We start from the raw sequence: 21,515 nt of genomic DNA on the forward strand, positions 1-21,515 counted from the left end.
CTAAGTCAGCGCACACTACTCTGACAATCAGCGCAATATGGCTGATTAATTTCTGAAAAATGTCATAAAAGGCTATTTTCTTGGCAGAGACTTACTTAGAATAGCCGGAGTAACGGTTTTTCACTCTGGTATGTTAAATGTAGCTGGCCCGCCAATGGTGCCGCTGCTTGCAGAGTACTTGTTAATAGGATTTGGCGTCTACATGTTTAATAAATTGCGTGGCCTCTTTTCAAACGATTTATCTATCGATTTAGGTACTGCCAATACTCTGATTTACGTTAAAGATCAGGGCATAGTGCTGAACGAGCCCTCAGTGGTAGCCATTCGGCAGGAACGAGCCGGTGGGCCGAAAAGTGTCGCCGCCGTCGGCCATGCGGCGAAGCGGATGCTGGGCCGTACCCCGGGCAACATCAAGGCTATCCGGCCAATGAAAGACGGCGTTATTGCTGATTTCTATGTTACTGAGAAAATGTTACAGCATTTTATTCGTCAGGCCCACAGCAACAGTTTTTTACGGCCAAGCCCACGGGTACTGGTATGTGTACCTTGCGGTTCAACCCAGGTAGAACGTCGTGCCATTCGCGAGTCAGCCCAGGGCGCAGGTGCCCGTGAGGTGTACCTGATTGACGAGCCGATGGCTGCCGCTATTGGTGCTGGCCTACCGGTGTCAGAAGCGACCGGCTCTATGGTGGTCGATATTGGCGGCGGTACCACCGAAGTGGCCATTATCTCACTAAATGGCGTGGTGTATTCTTCCTCCGTCCGGATTGGCGGTGACAAATTTGACGATGCTATTGTTAACTATATTCGTCGTAATTACGGCATTTTAATTGGTGAAGCCACCGCAGAGCGCATTAAAACCGAAATTGGCTCTGCTTATCCCAGTGATGATGTGTTGGAAATTGAAGTGCGCGGCCGCAATCTGGCTGAAGGCGTACCACGCAGCTTTACCATGACCAGCAACGAAATTTTAGAAGCGCTGCAAGAGCCGCTGGCCGGTATTGTTAGTGCGGTGATGGTGGCACTGGAGCAAGCACCGCCTGAACTGGCGTCTGATATTTCCGAGCGGGGTATGGTACTAACCGGTGGTGGCGCCTTGCTGCGAGACTTAGATCGGTTGTTAATGGAAGAAACCGGTATTCCGGTGGTCGTTGCGGATGACCCGTTAACCTGTGTGGCCCGCGGCGGTGGTAAAGCGCTGGAGATGATTGATATGCACGGTGGTGATGTATTCAGTTATGAGTGATAGTGCTCTCACTACAATAGATATGTTATGAACGCAATATTCAGCCGGGGCCCGCTGCTCGGACTGCGCCTGCTACTGGCCGTACTTTGCAGTGTCGGGTTGATGCTGGTAGACCGCTACACCGAGCGATCTACCCAGTTGCGTAGTTTTCTGACCTCTGCGGTCAGTCCACTTTTTTATGTTGCCAGTTTACCCGAAACCCTGCTCTCCGGTGCCTCTGAACAATTTATGTCACACCAGCGTTTGCTGGATGAAAATGCCCGTTTAAAAGAAACCTTGCTGCGCCAGAATGGCCAGTTGCAACTGCTGGGCTATTTACAGCAGGAAAACAACAAGCTGCGTGCCTTGTTAGGCTCAGCACCCTTAACGGACGGCCAGCGATTGGTAGCAGAAGTGCTGGCGGTGTACAGCCATCCGTTCAGCCATCAGGTGGTATTAAATAAAGGCAGCAACGACGGCGTAACCGAGTACCAGCCCCTGATCGACGAGCGCGGTGTGGTCGGCCAAGTCGTCAGTGTCGGCCCTACCAGCAGCCGTGCCTTACTTATTTCTGATAATACGCACGCTATTTCTGTCCGGGCCGAGCGTACTGGTATTCGCACCGTGGCCGAAGGCTTGGGCCAGTGGGATTTGCTAAGGGTTATTCACTTGCCGCAAAGCGCTGATATCAGGGTGGGGGATCGTCTGCTGACCTCGGGCTTAGATGGCTTATTTCCCGAAGGCTATCCGGTGGCAGAAGTCAGCCGGGTACAAAAAGATGAAAGCCAGCCCTTTATGATAGTGTATGCCAGGCCTTTTGCGCAGCTGGACAGGATCCGCCACGTGTTATTACTGTGGCCGGGAGCCAGAGCAGAAGATGTGCTGCGGCCAGAGGAGTTAAACTAATGCGCCGAAACGGTGGCCTGGGCTTTATTTATCTGACCCTGCTGGTGGCTCTACTCTTAACGGTGATGCCGATGCCGCAACAGGTGAAATTGTTCCGGCCAGATTGGGCCTTGCTGGTTGTGTTGTACTGGACCATGGCGCTGCCGGGGCGGGTCAATATTCTGACCGCTTTTTTGCTGGGGTTTTTAACTGACGTGCTGATAGGTACCGTGCTGGGGGTGAATGCGCTGGCTTTCTCGGTCGTCACCTTTATTGTGGCGGTTAACCATTTAAAGATCAGGAACTTTTCAGTGATCCAGCAGGCCTTATTAATAGGCTTGTTTTTAGCCTTGTACCATTTGCTGTTATTTTGGCTGAGTCACTTTTTAACCGGGGTGTACTTCTTGCCCGCTTACTTATGGCCGGTATTAACTGGCATGCTGGTCTGGCCATGGTTATTCTGGTTATTAAGGCGTTATCGCCGTCAATTTAAAATTCAATAATGTATAGCACCACAACTACGAAGACCCTATAACCATGTATCCAGAAATAGCGCTCGCCTCTGCTTCACCCCGTCGTCGTGAATTGCTGCAGCAAATCGCTGTTCCTTTTCGTCTGGTGCAGGTTGATGTAGACGAAAGCCGGCAAGGTGAAGAAAGCCCCACTGCTTATGTCAGCCGGTTGGCCAGGGCCAAGGCGCAGGCCGGTGCCGCCAAACTGCAATACCAGTTGCCCGTATTAGGGGCTGATACCATTGTAGTGGTTGATCAGCATATTTTAGGTAAACCGGTTGATCAGGCCGACTTTAGCCGGATGATGCAACTGTTATCAGGTCGTTGCCATCAGGTATTAACGGCGGTGGCCCTGCTGAGTCAGCACAACAGCCAGCAATGTCTGGTTAGCACCGAAGTGTGTTTCCGGGTACTTTGCGCTGAGGAGATTACCCGCTACTGGCAAACAGGCGAGCCCTGTGACAAAGCCGGTGGTTATGGTATTCAGGGCCAGGGTGGCCGCTTTGTCAGCCGGATTAATGGTAGCTATAGTGCAGTGGTAGGGTTACCGCTGTGCGAAACCGATTTGTTATTACGTAACTGGCAGGAGCAGGCATGAGTGCAGAACTACTGTTAAACGTTACGCCCACCGAAACCCGGGTAGCGCTGATTGAAAACGGCGTACTGCAGGAGTTACATATTGAACGCCAGGCCAAACTGGGCCTGGTTGGCAATATTTATGTTGGTAAAGTCAGCCGGGTGCTACCCGGCATGCAGGCCGCCTTTGTCGATATTGGTCTGGATAAAGCGGCGTTTTTGCATGCCTCCGACATTGTGCAGCACAATGAAAGTACCGAGCCCGACAGTAAACCGGCCATCAGCAAAGATATCCGGGTACTGGTGCGCGAAGGCCAGCATTTGCTGGTGCAGGTGGTCAAAGATCCGCTGGGCACTAAAGGCGCTCGTTTAACCACTGATATTACTCTGCCGTCACGTTATCTGGTGTTTATGCCAGACTCCAACCATGTTGGCGTATCGCAGCGGTTGGAAAGCGAAGCCGAGCGTCAGCGCTTAAAAGAGATAGTCAGCGGTTGCCTGGACGACAGTGGCGGCTTTATTGTGCGCACCGCCGCCGAGGGCGCCGGCAGTGAAGAGCTAATCCAGGATGCGAAATTTCTGAAAAAGCTCTGGAGCAAAATTGTTAAGCGCAAGCAGAAAACCCGCAAAGAAGGCGTGGTGTATGAAGATTTAACCTTGTGTTACCGCATCCTGCGCGACTTTGTTGGCAGTGAATTGGAGCGGGTGCGGATAGATTCGAAAATAACCTATCAGCAACTTACCGCTTTTTGCGAGGAGTTTATGCCGCATATTTCGCCGTTGCTGGAGTACTATCCGGGCGAGCGGCCGATTTTTGATATGTTTGATGTTGAAAACGAAATTCAGCGGGCGCTGGAGCGTAAGGTGCCGTTGAAAAGCGGCGGTTACCTGATTATCGACCAGACCGAAGCCATGACCACCATAGATGTCAATACCGGTGCTTTTGTCGGCCATCGCAACCTGGAAGAAACTATCTTTAATACCAATACTGAAGCGACCCAGGCTATAGCCCGTCAGTTGCGGCTGCGCAACCTCGGCGGTATTGTTATTATCGATTTTATTGATATGCAAAGTACCGAACACCAACGGCGGGTTCATCATAGCCTGGAGCTGGCGCTGGCGCGGGATCGGGCTAAAACCAATATTCATGGTTTCTCTGCGCTGGGGCTGGTAGAGATGACCCGCAAGCGCACCCGGGAAAGTCTGGAACATATTCTGTGTGCCGAGTGCCCGATTTGTAAGGGGCGTGGCACCCTGAAAACCGTTGAAACCGTCTGCTTCGAAATTTTGCGGGAAATTGTCCGGGTAAACCGGGCTTATGCCGCAGATAAATTTGCGGTGTATGTGTCGCCTGTGGTGAAAGACGCCCTGACCACCGATGAGTTTCATAGCCTGGCGGAGTTACAGGTGTTTATCGGCAAACAAATAACCATCTATGGTGAACCAATGTATAGCCAGGAGCAATTTGATGTGGTGATGATGTAGTGCAACAGGCAAAGCAAGTCTGCTTTTATTGTTTTCATAAAATCTGGCTGTTGCTGGCCATTGGTTTAGTGCTGCTTGCGACTTTAGTGTCGCTGTTACGGTTGGCACTACCCTATGCCGATAGTTACAAACATCATCTGGAACACCTTATTGCCAGTCAGTTGGGTACACAAGTACAAATTGCCGAAATCAGTGCCGGCTGGCAAAAGCTCGGCCCGGCTATGGTGCTAAATCAGGTGCAGATAGGTCACCCCGGGCAAGAGGTCTATCTGAGTATTGCGCAAACCCGGGTGCGCTTTGATTTCTGGCAGAGTCTGCGCCATTGGCAGTTACGGGCAGAGCATTTTGAACTAACCGGCCTGCGCTACGCTATCAACAGCAGCAGTCTGTTAAGTGGTCCCGCCGCTGAGCAAGGGGGGAGCATACCGGCGCTGGACGGTCTGGAGCAGCTGTTTTTTCGCCAGTTAAATCACTTTACGCTGCTAAATAGCGAGCTGGTACTCTCCGCTTCAGACAGTGACGATCTTGTTATCGCCGTGCAAAAACTGGACTGGCGCAACGACGGTGAGCGCCATCAGGGCATTGGCGAGCTGGCTGTCGCCAATGTTACTGCTAATACCTTTTCTTTTATTATCGACTTGTATGGCCCCACTCTCGATCAGGCCTTTGGCCAGATATTTCTGGAAAGCCGTGAGCTTGATGTCCTGCCGTGGTTTCGTCAATGGTTACCTGAAACTGGGCGGCTGGCTGAAGCCGATATTAATTTTCAGGCCTGGGGCAGGGTTGATAAGGGCGAGTTACAACGTTTTCAAATTGAACTGGCGCAGAACAGTTTGCGCTGGCAACGCCAGGGAGAGGCCCGGCAACTGAAACTGGGGCCAGGCCAGTTACTATGGGTACCGGAACAACAGGGTTGGGCTTTGTATTCCAGTGGTTTGGCTTTATCTGATGGTCTGACACAATGGCCTGACTTTCAGCTGCAGCTGCATAAAGATAACGCCGGCTGGCGTGGTCAGCTGCGGCAGTTTACTCTGGATGGCATGTTGCCATTAAGCCAATTACTGAGTGATGAAATACCACAGCTTGCCAGCCTTAGCCGCAGTGGCTTGCAAGGTGAGCTTAGCCAGATGCAGTGGCAATTCAACAGCCGCGAGCAGTGGCAGTTGCAGGGACAGCTGCAGCAGATCAGCTCGCAGTCCGGTGCTGCATTACCGGCGCTCAGTGCTTTGCAGGGGCAGTTCTGGGCCAGTGCCACGGCGGCCGGCTTAACCCTGACTGGCGGGCCAGGCGAACTGCATTGGGAGAGCATGTTCAGTGCGCCGGTTGCCTACCAGCAGCTACAGCTGGAATTGCTGGCCAGGCAAAGCCGCGACGGTATCTGGCAGGTGCAGCTACCCCAGTTACAACTGCAGGCCACCGATTTTAATCTGAGCGCCATTATGCAATGGCGTGTACAAGCAGAGCCAGAGCTCAGTTTATTTGCTGAGCTAACTGGCGCCAGCGCGGCCAATGTCAGCCATTATCTGCCACTGCGCTACCTGCCGCAGCGGGTGCGGGACTATTTAAGCGACGCCGTTATAGATGGTGAGGTTACGCAAGCCCGGGTGCTGTGGCAGGGCCCGCCGGGGCAGTTTCCTTTTGCCGGCAGCGAAGGCATTTTTCAGGTTGCCGCCGAGGTTAACGACGCCAGTTTTCGCTTTGACCCGGCCTGGCCGGCAGTGCAGCAGTTACACAGCCAGTTATGGTTTGAAAATGCCAGCATGCAAATTGATACCAGCAGCGCCAATATCGGCGGTATTGCGCTAAACGGTAAGGTTGCAGCCGGCATTGTTGATTTATTCGATGCACAATACCTGAATATTCAGATTAACAGTGCGCTGGAGTTAAGCCAGGCCAATCAGCTGATCAGTGCCTCACCGCTGGCAGAGAATCTGGGTAAAGTGTTGCAACAGCTGGCGCCAGCCGGTGCTGCTCAGGCTCAGATTGGTTTACAAATTGGTTTGCGGCAACCGACGGTGCAGGCGCACGGTGAGCTGACACTGAACAATGTCAGCTTGGATTTAACTGCACCAGAGCTGGCTATCCGGCAATTGTCTGGCCAGCTTAAGTTTAAAGACGACCAGATCAGTGGCAGGGGCCTTAATTTTAACTGGCGTGATTTAGCCGCTACTGCTTATATCAGCGGTACATTGCAGGACGGTAACTACCTGTTCAACCTTAATGCCAGTGGCGACAATGCCAGTCGTCAGGCGATGCAGGCGTTATGGCCGGCAGCGGCAGAATTGATCGACGGCAACCTGGACTGGCAACTGGCGTTGGCCTTGCAACTGCTGCCTGACGATGTTGCCTATCAGGCGACCCTTGACGCTGATCTTACTGCCACAGCCCTGTTACTGCCCGCGCCCTACACTAAAACAGCTGCTCAGTCAGGCAAGCTGCAGCTACGGGCTAATGGTGACAGCCAGCAAAGTTTACTGGCGCTAAATTATAGTGATCAATTGTACTTCACGGCTGAACTTGAGCATGGCAGTGTACATATTGCTCGGGCTAATTTGAGCCTGGGCGCAGCAAATGCTGGCTTGCATGGGGCACAATTTACCATTGATATCGATTTACCCTACGTCACCCTGTTGCCCTGGCAGCAGCTGCTGAGTGAGCAGTTGTTAAGTCATCAAAATGATGACAATGGGCTAATGCCGGCGTTAAGCCGGGTGCGCGGCCAAATTGCTAAACTGGAGCTGGTTGCCGGCAGTGCGCTGAATAACACGGTGTTTGAGCTGGAACCAGCAGCCGATAGCTGGCAACTGCGCTTGCATGGTACCGAGATTGCCAGCCGCTGGGTGTTCAGCCGGCAATGGCAGCAGCAGGGACTGACCGCTGACATCGATTATCTGCACTTGCCGTACCATACGCCGCCCGCGACCGAGCCGCCAGCAGCGCTGACGGCACTTTTGCCAGAGCTGCAATCCGGCTTGCTCAGCATGCCGCCGTTAACGCTAACCTGTAATGACTGCTCTATTGGTAATTATCGTTTTGGCAAGGTGGAGCTGCAGGCCAAAGGCCAGGGCGATCACTGGCAACTGAGCCAGTTGCGTAGTCGCTACAAACGCAACGAACTGGATGTGCAAGGCGATTGGCAGCCCGACCAGCAGCTGGGTATTACCCGGTTACAGGGCCGCTTTAAAAGCCCCAATCTGGGAGCCTTATTACATGAGTTTCAGCTCACTGCCGGCATTAGCGGCAGCCGGGCCGATATCAACTTTAGTCTCGATTGGCCAGCGGCCCCCACCCAATTTGATTTAGCGCTGCTTAATGGCCAGGTTGATTTCAGTCTGGGCGAGGGGGCGTTTACTGAAGTCAGCGATCAGGGCGCCCGGCTGTTCTCTATTTTCAGCCTTGATTCACTGGTCCGTAAACTGCGCTTAGATTTTCGTGATGTGTTCTCAAAAGGTTTTTTCTACAACCGAATGAGCGGTGCCCTGGCAATTCAGCGGGGAGTGGTGCAAACCAGCAATACCAGTATTGATGGGGTACCTGGCAACCTGGCGATTCAGGGCTATGCTGATTTGGTCAGTCAGCAGCTGGATTACCAAATGTCATTTTCGCCCAAAGTGACCTCCAGCTTACCGGTGATCATCGCCTGGATGGTGAACCCGGTGACCGGCCTGGCCGCGTTGGCGCTGGATGAGGTATTTCAGTCGGCCGAAGTGATTTCGCGGATCAATTTTACCGTTACCGGCAGTTTTGAGCAGCCTTTGGTCACTGAAGTTAACCGCCATAGTACCCAGGTACCGGTGCCGGTGCGGATCGCCCAGCCAGAGGCGCTGATTAATTTAGAGGAGCAACAACCTCGTGGCGACTAACTGGCGGCTATCCGCTATTCAGCTTAGCAGTGGCCCCGAGCCCGCGGCTAATCTGGCGGCGGTGCGGCATTATTTACAGCAAATACCACAAGCCGAGCAGCACCTGGTGCTGTTGCCGGAATGCTTTGCTGTGTTTGGCGGTGGCGATAAGCTGCAGCTGAGTCATCAGGCTGCCATTGGCGCGGGCCCGATTCAGCAAGCGTGTCAGGCGCTAGCCGCCGAGTTTGGGGTATACCTGGTGGCGGGCAGTCAGCCCACCATGACGGCAGACCCAGGCCGCTTTGCTGCATCCTGCCTGGTGTACAGCCCTGGCGGCGAGCTGCTGGCTGATTACCAGAAATTACATTTGTTTGATGTTAACGTCACAGACAGTACTGGCAGTTATCGCGAGTCGGCCACGACGCTGCCGGGTAAAAAGATCAGCCTGTGCCAGCTACCTGATCTGAAACTGGGGTTGAGTATATGTTATGATGTACGCTTTCCTGGCTTAATGCAGGCCTTGGCAGCGCAAGGGATGCAGCTGCTAACCGTACCCTCTGCCTTTACCCGGCCAACCGGCGCGGCGCACTGGCATACGTTGCTAAAAGCCCGGGCTATTGAAAACCAGTGTTTTGTGCTGGCAGCGAACCAGACCGGGGTGCATGCCAATGGCCGTGAAACCTATGGTCATAGCCTGATTATCGACCCCTGGGGTGAGGTGCTGGCCGATGCGGGTACTAATCCGGGTTGGGTATCAGCGCTGGTTGATATCAGCCAGTGCCAGCAGTTGGGCCAGAAAATGCCGGTGCACCAGCATAATCGTTTTAACAGTGAGCTGAAATCATGAATGCAGTTGAACAGAATTTAATTACCGCCTCCGATCTCAGCATGGCTGATTTGGAACACACCCTTGGCTATTTGTTTGGCCACCAGCTCGATTATGCCGATTTATATTTTCAATCCAGCGTACATGAATCCTGGGTACTGGAAGATGGCCTGGTGAAAGATGGTTCTTTTAATATTGAACGCGGCGTGGGGGTACGGGCGATAAGCGGTGAAAAAACCGGTTTTGCCTATGCCGACACCATTAGTGCTGCCGCGTTACAACAAGCAGCTGGCGCTGCGCGTGGCATTGCCAGTCATGGCCAGCAAGGCCGGGTCAAAGCCTTTAGCAAAAGCGGCAACAGCAACATTTATTTGCCGTGTGAGCCGCTGCAAAGCCTGAGCAATACCGACAAAGTGGCGCTGCTTAAACAAATTGAAGCCTTTATCCGTACCCTCGACAGTCGCGCTGAGCAGGTCATGGTCAGTTTATCCGGCGTGTATGAAGAAATCTTAGTTGCCGCCAGTGACGGTACCTTTGCCAGCGATATCCGGCCACTGGTGCGGCTGAACTGCTCGGTGCTGCTGGAGCAGGATGGCCGGCGCGAGCGCGGCAGTGCCGGCGGTGGCGGCCGCACAGATTACCTGTATTTTAGCGAACTGGTTGATGGCCAGCCACGCTGGCAACAGTATGCCCGGGACGCAGTGCGCATGGCGCAGGTTAACTTAACGGCGATTGATGCCCCGGCCGGCACCATGCCAGTGGTACTGGGTTCAGGCTGGCCGGGTGTACTGCTGCACGAAGCGGTTGGCCATGGCCTGGAAGGGGATTTTAACCGCAAAGGTTCGTCGACCTTTAGTGGCAAGATTGGCCAGCAAGTTGCCTCTAAGTTGTGCACCATTGTTGATGACGGCACCCTGGCACATCGGCGGGGCTCGCTGAATATCGATGATGAAGGCGTACCGAGCCAGCACAATGTACTGATCGAAAAAGGCATTCTGAAAGGCTATATTCAGGACAAACACAATGCGATGTTAATGGGTGTCAACCCCACTGGTAATGGCCGGCGTGAGTCTTTTGCCCATTTGCCGATGCCGCGCATGACCAACACCTATATGCTGGCCGGCGAGCATGATCCGGGCGACATTATCGCCAGCGTTAAAAAAGGCATTTACGCCCCCAACTTTGGCGGTGGTCAGGTGGATATTACGTCGGGTAAGTTTGTATTTTCGGCTTCTGAAGCCTATTTAATTGAAGACGGTAAAATTACCAGCCCGATCAAAGGCGCCACCTTAATTGGCAATGGCCCGGCAGCCATGCAGCAGGTGTCGATGGTGGGCAACGATCTGGCGCTGGATACCGGTGTTGGTGTTTGTGGTAAGCAGGGCCAGAGTGTGCCGGTAGGCGTTGGCCAGCCGACCTTAAAACTGGATGCCATGACCGTTGGCGGCACCCAATAATAATTTGAAACAAACAACAGGAAACAACAATGGCTGCATTTGGTAGTGTTTTTATGCCACAGATGGCATTAACCCGTTTTGAACAGGGCGCCTGGAGCACCCCGCAGATTGTCTCTGCAGACAGTATCAGCCTGCACCCGGGCGCGCATGTGCTGCATTACGCCAGCACCTGCTTCGAAGGCTTAAAAGCCTTTAAGCACAGCGACGGCTCAATTAACTTATTCCGGATGGAAAAAAACGTGGCGCGCTTAATTCAGAGCAGCGCTTTGTTATCCTTACCGCAGCCTGATGCGGCTACGCTAAGCCAGATGATTATCGATATCGTGCGTCAGTACGCCAGCGATGTACCCGAGCCACCGGGTTCAATGTATATCCGGCCTACCCATATTGGTACCGAGGCCGCGATTGGCAAAGCGGCGGCGCCGACCGCCAGCTCAATGCTGTATGTGTTGCTGTCACCGGTAGGCGACTACTTTGCCGGTGGTAGCAAGCCACTGCGGTTGCTGCTGGAGCAAAATGGTGCCCGCTGCGCCGCCCATATGGGCATGGTAAAAAGCGGTGGCAATTACGCCAGCGCGCTGCAACCTATTTTAAAAGCCCGCGCCAGTGTGCAGGCTGATCAGGTATTGTTCTGCCCGGGTGGCGACGTGCAGGAAACCGGTGCGGCCAATTTTATCCTGATCGATGGCAACGAAATTATTACCAAGGCGCTGGATAGCAGCTTCCTGCATGGGGTGACCCGTGATTCGGTACTCACCTTAGCCCGCGACATGGGCATGGTGGTGTCAGAACGCGAGCTGAGTGTTACTGAGCTATTAGAGCGTGCAGCCAAACCAGGTACTGAAGCCGCGTTGTCGGGCACGGCCGCTGTGCTTACCCCGGTTGGTACCTTAATTGCCAACGGTACCGAGCATACCGTCGGTAGTGGCGAAGCCGGCCCGGCAACATTAAAGCTACGCCAGGCGCTGAATGATATTCAGTGGGGCAAGGCCGAAGATAAGCATGGTTGGTTAACTAAGCTGTAGTACTGTAACCGCTGTTTCAATGTAGGGGCGCATAATTGCGCCCTATCAATTGATACCAAATGCAAAAGGGGCGCAAATATGCGCCCCTACGGGTAAAACCAAATGGTGCAATCAGCTCTCGTTTTCCATAATCACCGGCCGGATCAACTGAAACAGCTCACGAAACGCTTTTGGCGGCTGCGCTTTTTCCTGCTCTTTCTTGGCCTGGCGAATTAATAAACGCAGTTGCTGTATTTCTATTGCCGGGTAGGCGGCAACAAACTCGGTTAACGCATCGTCGTTAGTCAGCAGCTTCTCCCGCCACTTTTCCACTTTATGAAACTGCTTATCTGCAGCTTGCTTAGTGTTACGCATTACCGCCAGCGCCTGCTCTATTTGTTCAATATCGCGGGTACGCATTAAGCGACCAATAAACTGGATATGGCGGCGCAGCGCTTCGCGTTTCTTCGCCAGCTTGTCGGCCAGCTGCAAGGCGTCCACTAACTCTTCGTCCAGCGGCACTTTGGCGCGGGCAGCCGGGCTTAATGCTACCAGCTCTTCGCCCAACGCTTGTAAGGCGAGCATGTCACGTTTGATCTGGCTTTTGCTGATATGGTCTGGTTGGTCCAGCCATTTGCTGTCGCCGTATTTAAATTCGGTTTCGGTCATGGTGCTTCTTCGTTAGCAGATTTTGGTTAAGTATATCACTAAACTTAACTGACTAAACTTAGTTCACTAAAACTAAGGCCTGCTGGCAGCAGCCGTCAGCAGTCTATGGTAAGCTTGGCACAACTAGAGTGATCAGCAAGAGTGACTATGCAAGCAACAGAACAAAATGTCTGGCAGGAAATAGCCGAAGTGAAAGAGGCGGTTAGTGCCGTACTGGCCCGCGCCAAAGCATTGGGTGCTACCAGCGCCGAAGCGTCGATGAGCCGCACCCGTGGTTTAAGCGTGGAAACCCGCCATGGCGAAGTGGAAACGGTCGAGTTTAATCAGGATGGTGGCCTGGGCATCAGTTTATATTTTGGCCAGCGTAAAGGCTCGGCCTCTACCGCCGATCTCAGCCCGCAGGCGCTGGAGCGGGCCGTGGCCGCTGCTGCTGATATTGCCCGTTATACCTCGGAAGACCCGCATGCCGGAGTAGCTGAAGCCGCCTGGCTGGAGTTCAGCCCGCCCGATTTAGATTTATTTTACCCCGACAGCATCAGCACTGAGTTGGCCATTAGCCTGTGTGCCGGCGCTGAAGAAGCCGCTTTTGCCACCGATAAGCGGATCACCAACTCTGAAGGTGCCTCGTTTTCGTCGCATCAGGGCTTAAAGGTTTACGGCAACAGCCACGGCCAGCTGGTGGGTTACCCCAGCTCGCGCCATAGCTTCAGCTGCGTGATGATTGGCGAGCAAGATGACGATATGCAGCGCGACTACAGCTTTACCGTGGCCCGCCAGTACAGCAAACTGCTAGATCCGAAACAAATTGGCCGGGAAGCCGCACTGGAAACTATTGCCCGGCTGGGTGCGCGCCAGGTGCCAACGCAGAAAGTACCGGTGATTTTCCGCGCCGATATTGCCAGCAGCCTGTTTGGCCATTTAGTGTCGGCGATTAGTGGCGGCAGTATTTACCGCAAATCCAGTTTCCTGTTGGATAAAGTGGGCCAGCAGGTGATGGCGGCCGGTGTCACCATTGCCGAACAACCACATTTAAAGCAGGCCTTAGCGTCCAGCCCGTTTGATGCCGAAGGCGTGAAAACCCATGACTTAGCGGTCATAGACAACGGCGTACTCAATACCTATCTGACCACCAGTTATTCGGCGCGTAAGCTGGGTATGGCCAGTACCGGCCACGCCGGCGGCATTCATAACTGGCTGGTAAGCCACGGCAATGACGATTTAGCCGCACTATGCCGGCAAATGGGCAAAGGCTTGCTGGTTACTGAACTGATGGGCCAGGGGGTGAATACCGTTACCGGTGATTACTCGCGTGGTGCCAGCGGCTTCTGGGTCGAGCATGGCGAAATTCAGTTTCCGGTGGCCGAAGTGACCATTGCCGGTAATCTGGCCGATATGTTTATGAATATTGCCGCCGTCGGTAACGATGTTGACCGCCGTGGCGGCGTGCTGACCGGCTCGGTGCTGATCAGCCAGATGCAGTTAGCCGGTGCTTAAACTGCAGCGGGGTTAGCCGTTGCAACGTTACTTACCCAAAAAAAAGCCCCGCTGAAAAGCGGGGCTTTTTAGTTCAAGCGTTGGCTTAATCTACTTTGGTTTTCAGGCCGCGGCGGATTAACAGTGCATCTGTGGTCGGTTCCTGGCCACGGAATGCTTTGTACGAGTCCATGGTGGGCCGTGAGTTACCCACTTCCAGAATGTTCTTGCGGTAATGATCACCGTTCTCGCGGGTTAAACCGCCACGCGATTGCACATAGGCAAAGGCATCGGCTGCCAGAATTTCACTCCACATATAAGCGTAGTAACCGGCTGAGTAGCCACCGCCCATAGAGTGTGAGAAAAAGGCTGACTTATAGCGCGGTGGTACTGCAGGTAAATCTACGCCATGCTTTTTCAGGGCGGCTGCTTCAAACTCGTTCACATTTTGCAACGGCTTATCGGCTGAAAGTGAATGCCATTCCATGTCTAACAGTGCTGCTGACATATATTCCAGGGTATCAAAGCCCTGATTAAAGCTGCGTGAACGCAATACTTTATCCAGCAAATCCTGTGGAATAGGCTCGCCGGTCTCATAGTGCTTGGCGTAGTTCGGCAGTACTTCAGGGTGTTGCGCCCAGTCTTCTTCAAAGGTAGACGGGAACTCTACAAAGTCGCGTGATACCGAGGTGCCGGCCAGTGTTGGGTAGTTAACATTAGAGAACATACCGTGAATACCATGGCCCAGCTCGTGGAAAATGGTGGTGGTATGGTCGTAGCTGATTAAGGTAGGCTGGCCATCAGCTGCTTTGGGAATGTTCATCACATTCACCACTACTGGTTTGGTACCCAGTAAGTGTGACTGGCCGACAAAAGAACTCATCCAGGCACCACCGCGTTTACCTTCGCGGGCAAAGTAGTCAGCATAGAAGATAGCCATGCTGCTGCCATCAGCATCAAAAACTTCATAGGCTTTCACATCCGGGTGGTAAACCGGTAAGTCTGGCCGTGGCTCAAACCGAATGCCATAAAAACGGTTCATGGTATAAAATGCACCATCTTCCAGCACGCGGTTAAACTCGAAATACTTTTTAACTTCGTTCTCGTCCAAATCATATTTGGCCTGACGTACCCGCTCAGCGTAGTACTCCCAGTCCCAGGCCTGGGCTTCAAAATTCCCACCCATTTGTTTGATCATGGCATTGATATCAGCCAGTTCTTTTTTAGTGTTTTCCACTACCGCCGGCACCATACTGCCCAGCATATCAAACACGGCTTCTGGCGTTTTAGCCATTTGCGCTTCCAGGCCGTAACTGGCCCAGTTGGCATAGCCCAGTAACTTGGCGCGCTCGGCCCGCAGCTGTGCTAAACGGCTAACCAAAGGTGTGCTGTCAAACTCACCGCTCTGGCCACGGTTAGCTGATGCTTCCCATACCCGCTGACGTAATTCGCGGTTATCCAGCTGGCTTAATACCGGTTGGCGGGTGGTATTGGTAATGCTTAGCAGGTACTTACCTTCATGGCCAGCGGCGGTGGCGGCGTTGGCCGCTGCCGTGATTTGGGCGTCAGATAAGCCGGCCAGTTGTGCTTTGTCGTCCACCACCACCGCAATGTTGCGGGTTTCGGCCAGTTGGTTCTGTGAGAATTTGTTGGTCAGGGTAGAGTGCTCTTCGTTCAGTGCCCGAATAGCGGTTTTTTGCTGTTCAGTAAGCTCGGCACCTGCCCGGACAAAGCGCTCGTAGTAAACTTCGGCCAGCCGCACGCTTTCCGCATCCAGACCTAAGTCGTTGCGATTGTCATAAATGGTTTTAATCCGGGCAAATAACGCCGGGTTTAGATTGATGTTATCGGAGTGCACTGCCATTTTCGGCGCCAGCTCTGACTGAATGGCGCGGCGCTGTTCGTTGCTGTCGGTGCCGGTCAGGTTGTAGAACACCCGGGAAACGCGGGTGAGCATCTCGCCGCTTTTTTCCAGCGCCACCAGGGTGTTGTCAAAGGTAGGGGCCGCCGGGTTATTGGCGATAGCTTCAACTTCTGCCATATGCCGGGCCATGCCCTCAGCAAAGGCTGGCAGGAAATGATCATCGTTAATGGCGTTAAAATCAGGCGCCTGATATTGCAGGCTGCTTTGCTGGAAAAATGGGTTGCTGCTGCTCACTTCGGTACTCTCAACGGCTGCGGGGCTAGTGGTAACCTGAGTAGGGGCAGTATTGTCTGAGCAGGCACTCAGTGCAAATATGGTACCTATCGCGGTAGCGAGTAGTGTTTTACGCATTATTATGTCTCCGTGGCGTGGTTGCGGCTAAGGCCGCTAGTCATTATTATCAGCTGCGCCGGCGTGGGCGCGCTGTATCGGGCCTAGTATGCCAAAATTGGCAATAAATTGCCGGGCTTTGCAGCCAATGGTAAGCAAATTAAGACAAAAGCCAGCCAAGTGCAAATTTTAGCGCTGCATTGGCTGGGCTACCGGCAGTTCAAAGTAAAAACAGCTGCCTTGCTGCTGACGTTGGTAGCCTATCTGGCCGTGCATTTGCTCTATCAACGCTTTACTGATCGCCAGGCCCAGCCCGGTGCCGGCATACTGGCGGCTATCCTGTTGGTCGGCCTGGGCAAAGCGCTGAAACAGCTGCGGTAAAAACTCTGAGCTGACGCCATTGCCCTGGTCAATAATGCTGACCCGGATCAGCTGCTCCTGCTCAGTGAGTTTTATGGTCACTACGCTGTTGGCCGGCGAAAACTTAACAGCGTTTGAGAGCAAATTAAGGCAAACCTGGCTTAAACGGCCCCTGTCAGCCATCACCAGGTAGGCTTTGTGCTGGTCGTAGTCGATAACTAATTTTTGCTGGTGCTGCATTGCCGCTATTTGGGTAACGCTTTGTTCCAGTACGGGTACTAAGTCTACCGCAACCGTATCAAAACGCATTTTACCGCTGGCCAGCCGCTCAGTGTCCAGCAAATCATTAATCAGCTGATTTAACTGGCCGCAGCTACTGTGCGCCATGCTTAACATTTTCTGCGTCGGGCGGTTTAAGTCACCCAGGGCACCACCAATGGCCAGGCCTAAGGCACCGTTAATGGCTGTTAGTGGGGTGCGTAACTCATGGCTGACAGTGGCGACAAAGTCGTTTTTCAGTTTTTCTATTCGTTTGCGTTCAGTGATATCTCTGATCAATAGCAACTGATGTTGCTGCTGTCCCAGCACCAGCCGGGTGCGTGACAAGGCTAAGTTAAAATGGCTGCTGTCCTGGCGCAGGCCAAGGCCTTCAAATTCCTGCTCAGGTGCTGAGGTGGCACTGTAAATGGCTTCAATGCTGTGTGGAGTAGCCAGCAGCATAGACCAATGCAGGCCCTGCAAGCTGTTTTTGCTATAGCCAAACATGCGATAACAAGACAAGTTGGCATCTTCAATCATGCCCTCGTCATTGGTGACAACAATAGCGTCCAGCACGTTGTCAGTTACGGCCCGTAAATAGCTCTCGCTGTGGCTGAGTTCGCTGGCTGTCTGGCGCAGTTGCTGGCGCGAATAAAACAGCCAGGCCAGTAGAGTGAGTAAACAAAAGGTAGTGAGGTTCAGGCTTGAGCGGAGCAAGTTGCTGCGATCCAGCGAGCTATCTGTTGTCCGAATCGCCATTTGCCAGTCAGCTCCCCGGATCGCCAGATCCAGGCGCAGGCTGTCGTCAAAAAACAACCGTGGTTCACCAAAAAAGCTGTTGCCATAATCGCTTTTGCCGGGGTCTCTGGCCCGCAGGGCAATCGTTACCTGTTGTTCGGCGGCACTGGCGGCCAGTAATGACCAGATGGTCTCGATATTGACCACAGTGCTTAAAATACCCCAGTAGCTATCATCCGGAACAAAAACAGGTAAGCGATAAATAAAGGCCTGGCCCCCTTGTACTAAGCGCACCGGGCCAGTCAACCGGGCCTGGCCGCTGCGAATGGTTTCATCGATAACCGGCCATTGGTCGGGCAGGTCGGGGTAGTATAAATTCAGCGCCCGCTCGTTACCGGCCAGCGGATACAGGTATTGCAAGCGGTTGCCGGGCGCCAGGCCAATATTGCGAATATGCTTGGCTTGCTGCACCAGGCCCGGCAATAAAATATCCAGCTCTGCCTGGTTTACCGAACCGCCACTGGCTTTAATATAAGAAGCCAGGCCAACGGTTAAATACAGCGGAATATTCAGCTCTGATTCCAGCATAGCCTTGAGCTGGCCGGCACTGGCCACTTCCTGGCGCAATTGCTGGCTGCGGCTAAACTGCTGCTCATGTTGTACTAACGTTTCAGTTGCCACTAGCGCTGCGCCAGCCAAACCGACCAATAATAACCAGTGCCAAAAGCGCAGCAGACTAAAAAAACCAAGCATTAAACAGCTTCCGTAATAGCAGTTAAGGTACTCTAGCCTGTCGTCGGCGGCGGTGCAATCACCAGCCAGGAACTGTTTGCCTAAAAAACGCACTGTCAGACAATAGACTTACAGCCAAAGGCTGTCTATAATGCGCGCTCGCACCAAAGTGCGACGGTTGCACCCGTAGCTCAGCTGGATAGAGCGCTGCCCTCCGGAGGCAGAGGTCCCGCGTTCGAATCGCGGCGGGTGCACCAAAACAATCAACCACTTACGCGAAAGCTGAGTGGTTTTTTTGTTTAATGTGCCATGTTTGTGCCAGCTTGAGAAATTCACTACGTAACACCTGCCGCGATATGACCTCTGCTCTATAAATTGGATAACCAGTTCGTGTCGGAATGTTGTGAAGCATTTTCAAACACAAATATGAAATCTGCCACCCGTATCATTAGCGTAAATATCAGAAATATCCGGACTGTTCAGAGCTGTTTATAGCAAATAATTTGGCTACACTGAAACAGAGCCTAAGGAGATGCGCTATGGATCATGATGTCATCCAACTTGAACAGCAGAGCCTGGAAGCACTGCGTCATAACTACCCACTATTACAACAACTCAGCGGTAGCATTATGTTTGTAGCTGAAAACGAATCGCCCACGCTAACTGCGACAGCATGGCATTTAACTGAAGCTGATAACCTAATGCTGAAACAGCTGGGTGTAAAAGGCGCAATTTTAGAGCTGCTGGATACCCTGGTGGAACAGCGTAAGCAAAAGCGTATCCGGCCAAACCGGCAAGGTCGCTTGCTGCTTAATGCCGGCCAGTTAGGTGTTGAGTGGTTAAGCGATGACAGTATTTCGTTATTAGCTTACAGGAACGCGAGTTAATTACTTATTCAAAACGCATGCCTTTTAACTTCATCCAAATTCGCCACCATAATTTGCTGCGCTTCCGGGCGCGCTTCTATTTTGGCCAGGTCCAGGTTTAGAGCTTGCACAGCATATGGCACCAGCGCAGAGCGAACTGAAATAACCCGTTTACCGTCAGTCATATTGTAATCTTCGGCGATAATAGCCATTTGATAGTCTGATAAGCGGGAGTCGTGTACCAGCACGATATCAATTTTGTTGCTCCAGCGCTCATCCTGCGCTTTGGTCATATCGGCCTCGCCTTCTAGGCCATTAATGCCACGAAACCGGCTAAGCACAAAATCGCGATACTCCCGGTTCTTTTCGCAGTAAGCACGCACATGCCAGCGAAGTGGGGTGCATACCAGGGTGTGCGGGGCGATGATGCGGCTTTCTTCATTAGGTGAGCCTAGCGACACATAACCCATATCTATCTTTTTGCCATCTCGAGCCGCTTGTACCAGGGCGCGTAGAATATCCGGATTAACCTGCCGCAGTGGTGGTGTTAGCATTTCAGTATGGGCAAAACCTAAATCGAGTTGGCTAAAAGTGTGGGCAAAATCTTTAATGCTGGCTAGCGCATGCAGGTATTCATCTGCCAGGCCACTGGTCACTTTGGGTGTAAAAGTAGCCGAGGGTTTATAGCCTTTTAATTTGCCGTCATATTCCAGGTTGTCCGGTGCAACGTCGCGTAAATAGCCGTTAATGTCTTTCGATGCTTGCTGGCGGGCAATACCAAAGCTATTGCATAAATGGTGTAGTGACACACTAAATGCTGATGCAGGGTTGATTTAAACTTGTAATGCTTGTACTAATACAAATAATAGGTACATCAAGTTATTTTTCTCTTAAACTAATTGATGCACTACATGGGCTTGTTCTGTTGGTAGTGAAATTCGGAGTGTAGATGGACCTTTTTACCCTGTCAGCCATAAATTTGGTTATTGGCCTTTTTGCCACAGTTTATTTCTTTATTGAGTTTCGCCGAACCAGCTCGCAAAAGTATTTGCTGGATTTATGTTTCGCTGGGGTATGTTTGGTTGCTCACTCCGCTTTTTCGATGCTGTATCAGTACCATACATTGCCTGGTTTTATCAGTCCTTTTGTGATTAACACTGTTACTGTGGCTCTCCACCTAATGGTGCTGAGCGCACTACACCGGTTGCTAGAGCAACCATTGCAGCGCCTTTATCTGCTGGTAGTGGCGATAACTTTTTATTTTTTACAGCTTACTCCGTTAATCCAGCAGGATCAGCTGTCCCGGCTGTTGTTAGGATTTGGCATCATTATTCTTATTAACGTGCTTTGTTTAAGAGTGTTAGCCAGAGCCAACAATGATACGTTTTCTTCAGTAGTCACGTATTTCAAATGGGTCATGTATTTTAATATTACGCAGATGACTATCAGGGGAGTCCTGTTTATTACGGGCAAATATGGCTTTACAACACCAGCGCCTAATCCCATTGTTTATCAACTTGGCTGGTTCAGTCTGACAATTTATGGCGCCTTGATTCTTACTGGTGGTTTAATGATTCTAGCGCGACAGCGGCAGCTAGAGCTTGAGCATCGCGCCGAGCGAGACTCATTAACTGGTTTGCTTGACCGATCGTCTATGCAAAAGAAACTAAATGCGGAATTAAATCGCTGCCAACGGCAGGGCCAGCCATTAACGTTAATGATCTTCGATATTGATTTTTTTAAAGGCGTAAATGATAAATATGGTCATCAAGTCGGCGATAAAGTGATTCAAGCGGTAGCAGATGTTGCGCAGAAAAACCTTCGGAATTATGACCTGCTTTTTCGAATAGGAGGGGAGGAGTTTTTGATTTGCTTACCTGACACAAACGCAACGCAAGCAACGCATAAAGCTGAAAAGTTAAGGCTGCGAATTGAGGCGCTCGACCTTCTGTCTGAAGAAAAAATAACTGTTAGTATCGGATTTGCGATAGCTGAAGAAAAACAGGAGCTTGATGCATTAATTAAACGAGCTGACGATGCACTATACCATGCTAAGGCTGAAGGCCGTAATAAGTCAGTTGCCTGGCATGATGGAATGCTAACCGTTGCGATGCAAACACCGAACGGCAGCATTACAGTATGATCTATTAAATACTTACTTTTTAAGCAAATATACCGACGTCGATATTTACATCTCGCAAGCCTTCCTGGAGGCATGTCTGATATGTTTTTGTATGCTGTGCATAGCACGCTTGTCGCTGGGTGATGAAGCAATAACTACAGACTCTTTACCACTTGGATGGATTAATTTGCCGTGCTTTTTCCCTTTTATGAACGTCCAGCCCAGGCTAAT

The 21,515-nt window shown here is 52.1% G+C and carries 15 protein-coding genes, 1 tRNA gene and 1 pseudogene; 13 read left to right on the top strand and 4 right to left on the bottom strand.

Features of this window, described 5'->3' with window-relative positions; genetic code table 11:
- Positions 1-202: 202 nt before the first annotated feature.
- The 9 genes and pseudogenes from WG68_RS12415 to WG68_RS12455 form a co-directional block, all read left to right on the top strand.
- Complete coding sequence (locus tag WG68_RS12415) at positions 203-1,246, top strand: rod shape-determining protein (RefSeq protein ID WP_019677307.1); 1,044 nt, start codon at positions 203-205, stop codon at positions 1,244-1,246.
- Positions 1,247-1,273: 27 nt separating this feature from the next.
- Entirely contained in the window at positions 1,274-2,131 is an 858-nt protein-coding gene (mreC, locus tag WG68_RS12420) for a rod shape-determining protein MreC (protein ID WP_046558026.1), read from the top strand.
- Positions 2,131-2,613: a rod shape-determining protein MreD gene (gene mreD / locus WG68_RS12425; protein ID WP_046558027.1), complete on the top strand. Its 483-nt coding sequence runs from the start codon at positions 2,131-2,133 to the stop codon at positions 2,611-2,613. Before mreC ends, mreD begins: the two co-directional genes overlap by 1 nt.
- 34 nt (positions 2,614-2,647) lie before the next feature.
- Positions 2,648-3,220 carry a Maf family protein gene (locus tag WG68_RS12430; protein ID WP_046558028.1) on the top strand — a complete coding sequence of 191 codons (573 nt, stop codon included), beginning with the start codon at positions 2,648-2,650 and terminating at the stop codon, positions 3,218-3,220.
- Positions 3,217-4,683: a ribonuclease G gene (gene rng / locus WG68_RS12435; RefSeq protein ID WP_046558029.1), complete on the top strand. Its 1,467-nt coding sequence runs from the start codon at positions 3,217-3,219 to the stop codon at positions 4,681-4,683. Before WG68_RS12430 ends, rng begins: the two co-directional genes overlap by 4 nt.
- The gene (locus WG68_RS12440) at positions 4,683-8,546 is read left to right on the top strand and encodes a YhdP family protein (protein ID WP_046558030.1); all 3,864 of its coding nucleotides are present in this window, start codon (positions 4,683-4,685) and stop codon (positions 8,544-8,546) included. Before rng ends, WG68_RS12440 begins: the two co-directional genes overlap by 1 nt.
- Positions 8,536-9,372 (top strand): carbon-nitrogen hydrolase family protein, encoded by an 837-nt coding sequence (locus tag WG68_RS12445; protein WP_046558031.1) that lies wholly within the window; start codon positions 8,536-8,538, stop codon positions 9,370-9,372. Before WG68_RS12440 ends, WG68_RS12445 begins: the two co-directional genes overlap by 11 nt.
- Positions 9,369-10,808: a metalloprotease TldD gene (gene tldD / locus WG68_RS12450; protein ID WP_046558032.1), complete on the top strand. Its 1,440-nt coding sequence runs from the start codon at positions 9,369-9,371 to the stop codon at positions 10,806-10,808. Before WG68_RS12445 ends, tldD begins: the two co-directional genes overlap by 4 nt.
- 23 nt (positions 10,809-10,831) lie before the next feature.
- Positions 10,832-11,833: pseudogene (locus WG68_RS12455) on the top strand (branched-chain amino acid aminotransferase); the annotation flags it as partial.
- Between the two features lie 111 nt (positions 11,834-11,944).
- Here WG68_RS12455 and yjgA read toward each other — a convergent pair.
- Entirely contained in the window at positions 11,945-12,481 is a 537-nt protein-coding gene (yjgA, locus tag WG68_RS12460) for a ribosome biogenesis factor YjgA (RefSeq protein WP_046558034.1), read from the bottom strand.
- A 147-nt stretch (positions 12,482-12,628) separates the two neighbouring features.
- On the opposite strand from yjgA, the gene pmbA reads away from it, so the two are divergent.
- Positions 12,629-13,975, top strand: a complete 1,347-nt coding sequence (gene pmbA, locus WG68_RS12465) for a metalloprotease PmbA (protein ID WP_046558035.1) — start codon at positions 12,629-12,631, stop codon at positions 13,973-13,975.
- Positions 13,976-14,060: 85 nt separating this feature from the next.
- On the opposite strand, the gene WG68_RS12470 is transcribed toward pmbA, so the two are convergent.
- Both WG68_RS12470 and WG68_RS12475 read right to left on the bottom strand, forming a co-directional pair.
- A complete protein-coding gene (locus WG68_RS12470; RefSeq protein WP_046558036.1) occupies positions 14,061-16,229 on the bottom strand; it encodes a M3 family metallopeptidase in 2,169 nt (722 codons plus the stop codon).
- A gap of 168 nt (positions 16,230-16,397) precedes the next feature.
- Positions 16,398-18,317, bottom strand: coding sequence for an ATP-binding protein (locus WG68_RS12475; protein ID WP_046558151.1), 1,920 nt, complete (start codon positions 18,315-18,317; stop codon positions 16,398-16,400).
- 159 nt (positions 18,318-18,476) lie between these two features.
- Here WG68_RS12475 and WG68_RS12480 point away from each other — a divergent pair.
- Both WG68_RS12480 and WG68_RS12485 read left to right on the top strand, forming a co-directional pair.
- A tRNA-Arg gene (locus WG68_RS12480) sits at positions 18,477-18,553 on the top strand.
- Between the two features lie 282 nt (positions 18,554-18,835).
- Positions 18,836-19,183 (top strand): hypothetical protein, encoded by a 348-nt coding sequence (locus WG68_RS12485; protein WP_046558037.1) that lies wholly within the window; start codon positions 18,836-18,838, stop codon positions 19,181-19,183.
- A gap of 8 nt (positions 19,184-19,191) precedes the next feature.
- On the opposite strand, the gene WG68_RS12490 is transcribed toward WG68_RS12485, so the two are convergent.
- On the bottom strand, positions 19,192-19,971 hold the full coding sequence (locus WG68_RS12490; protein ID WP_235357730.1) for a helix-turn-helix transcriptional regulator: 780 nt from the start codon (positions 19,969-19,971) through the stop codon (positions 19,192-19,194).
- A 140-nt stretch (positions 19,972-20,111) separates the two neighbouring features.
- Between WG68_RS12490 and WG68_RS19145 the strand changes: the two genes are divergently transcribed.
- Positions 20,112-21,305, top strand: coding sequence for a GGDEF domain-containing protein (locus WG68_RS19145; protein WP_052749081.1), 1,194 nt, complete (start codon positions 20,112-20,114; stop codon positions 21,303-21,305).
- Positions 21,306-21,515 lie beyond the last annotated feature (210 nt).

The organism is Arsukibacterium ikkense (genome assembly GCF_000987775.1).
Lineage (GTDB): Bacteria > Pseudomonadota > Gammaproteobacteria > Enterobacterales > Alteromonadaceae > Alishewanella > Alishewanella ikkense.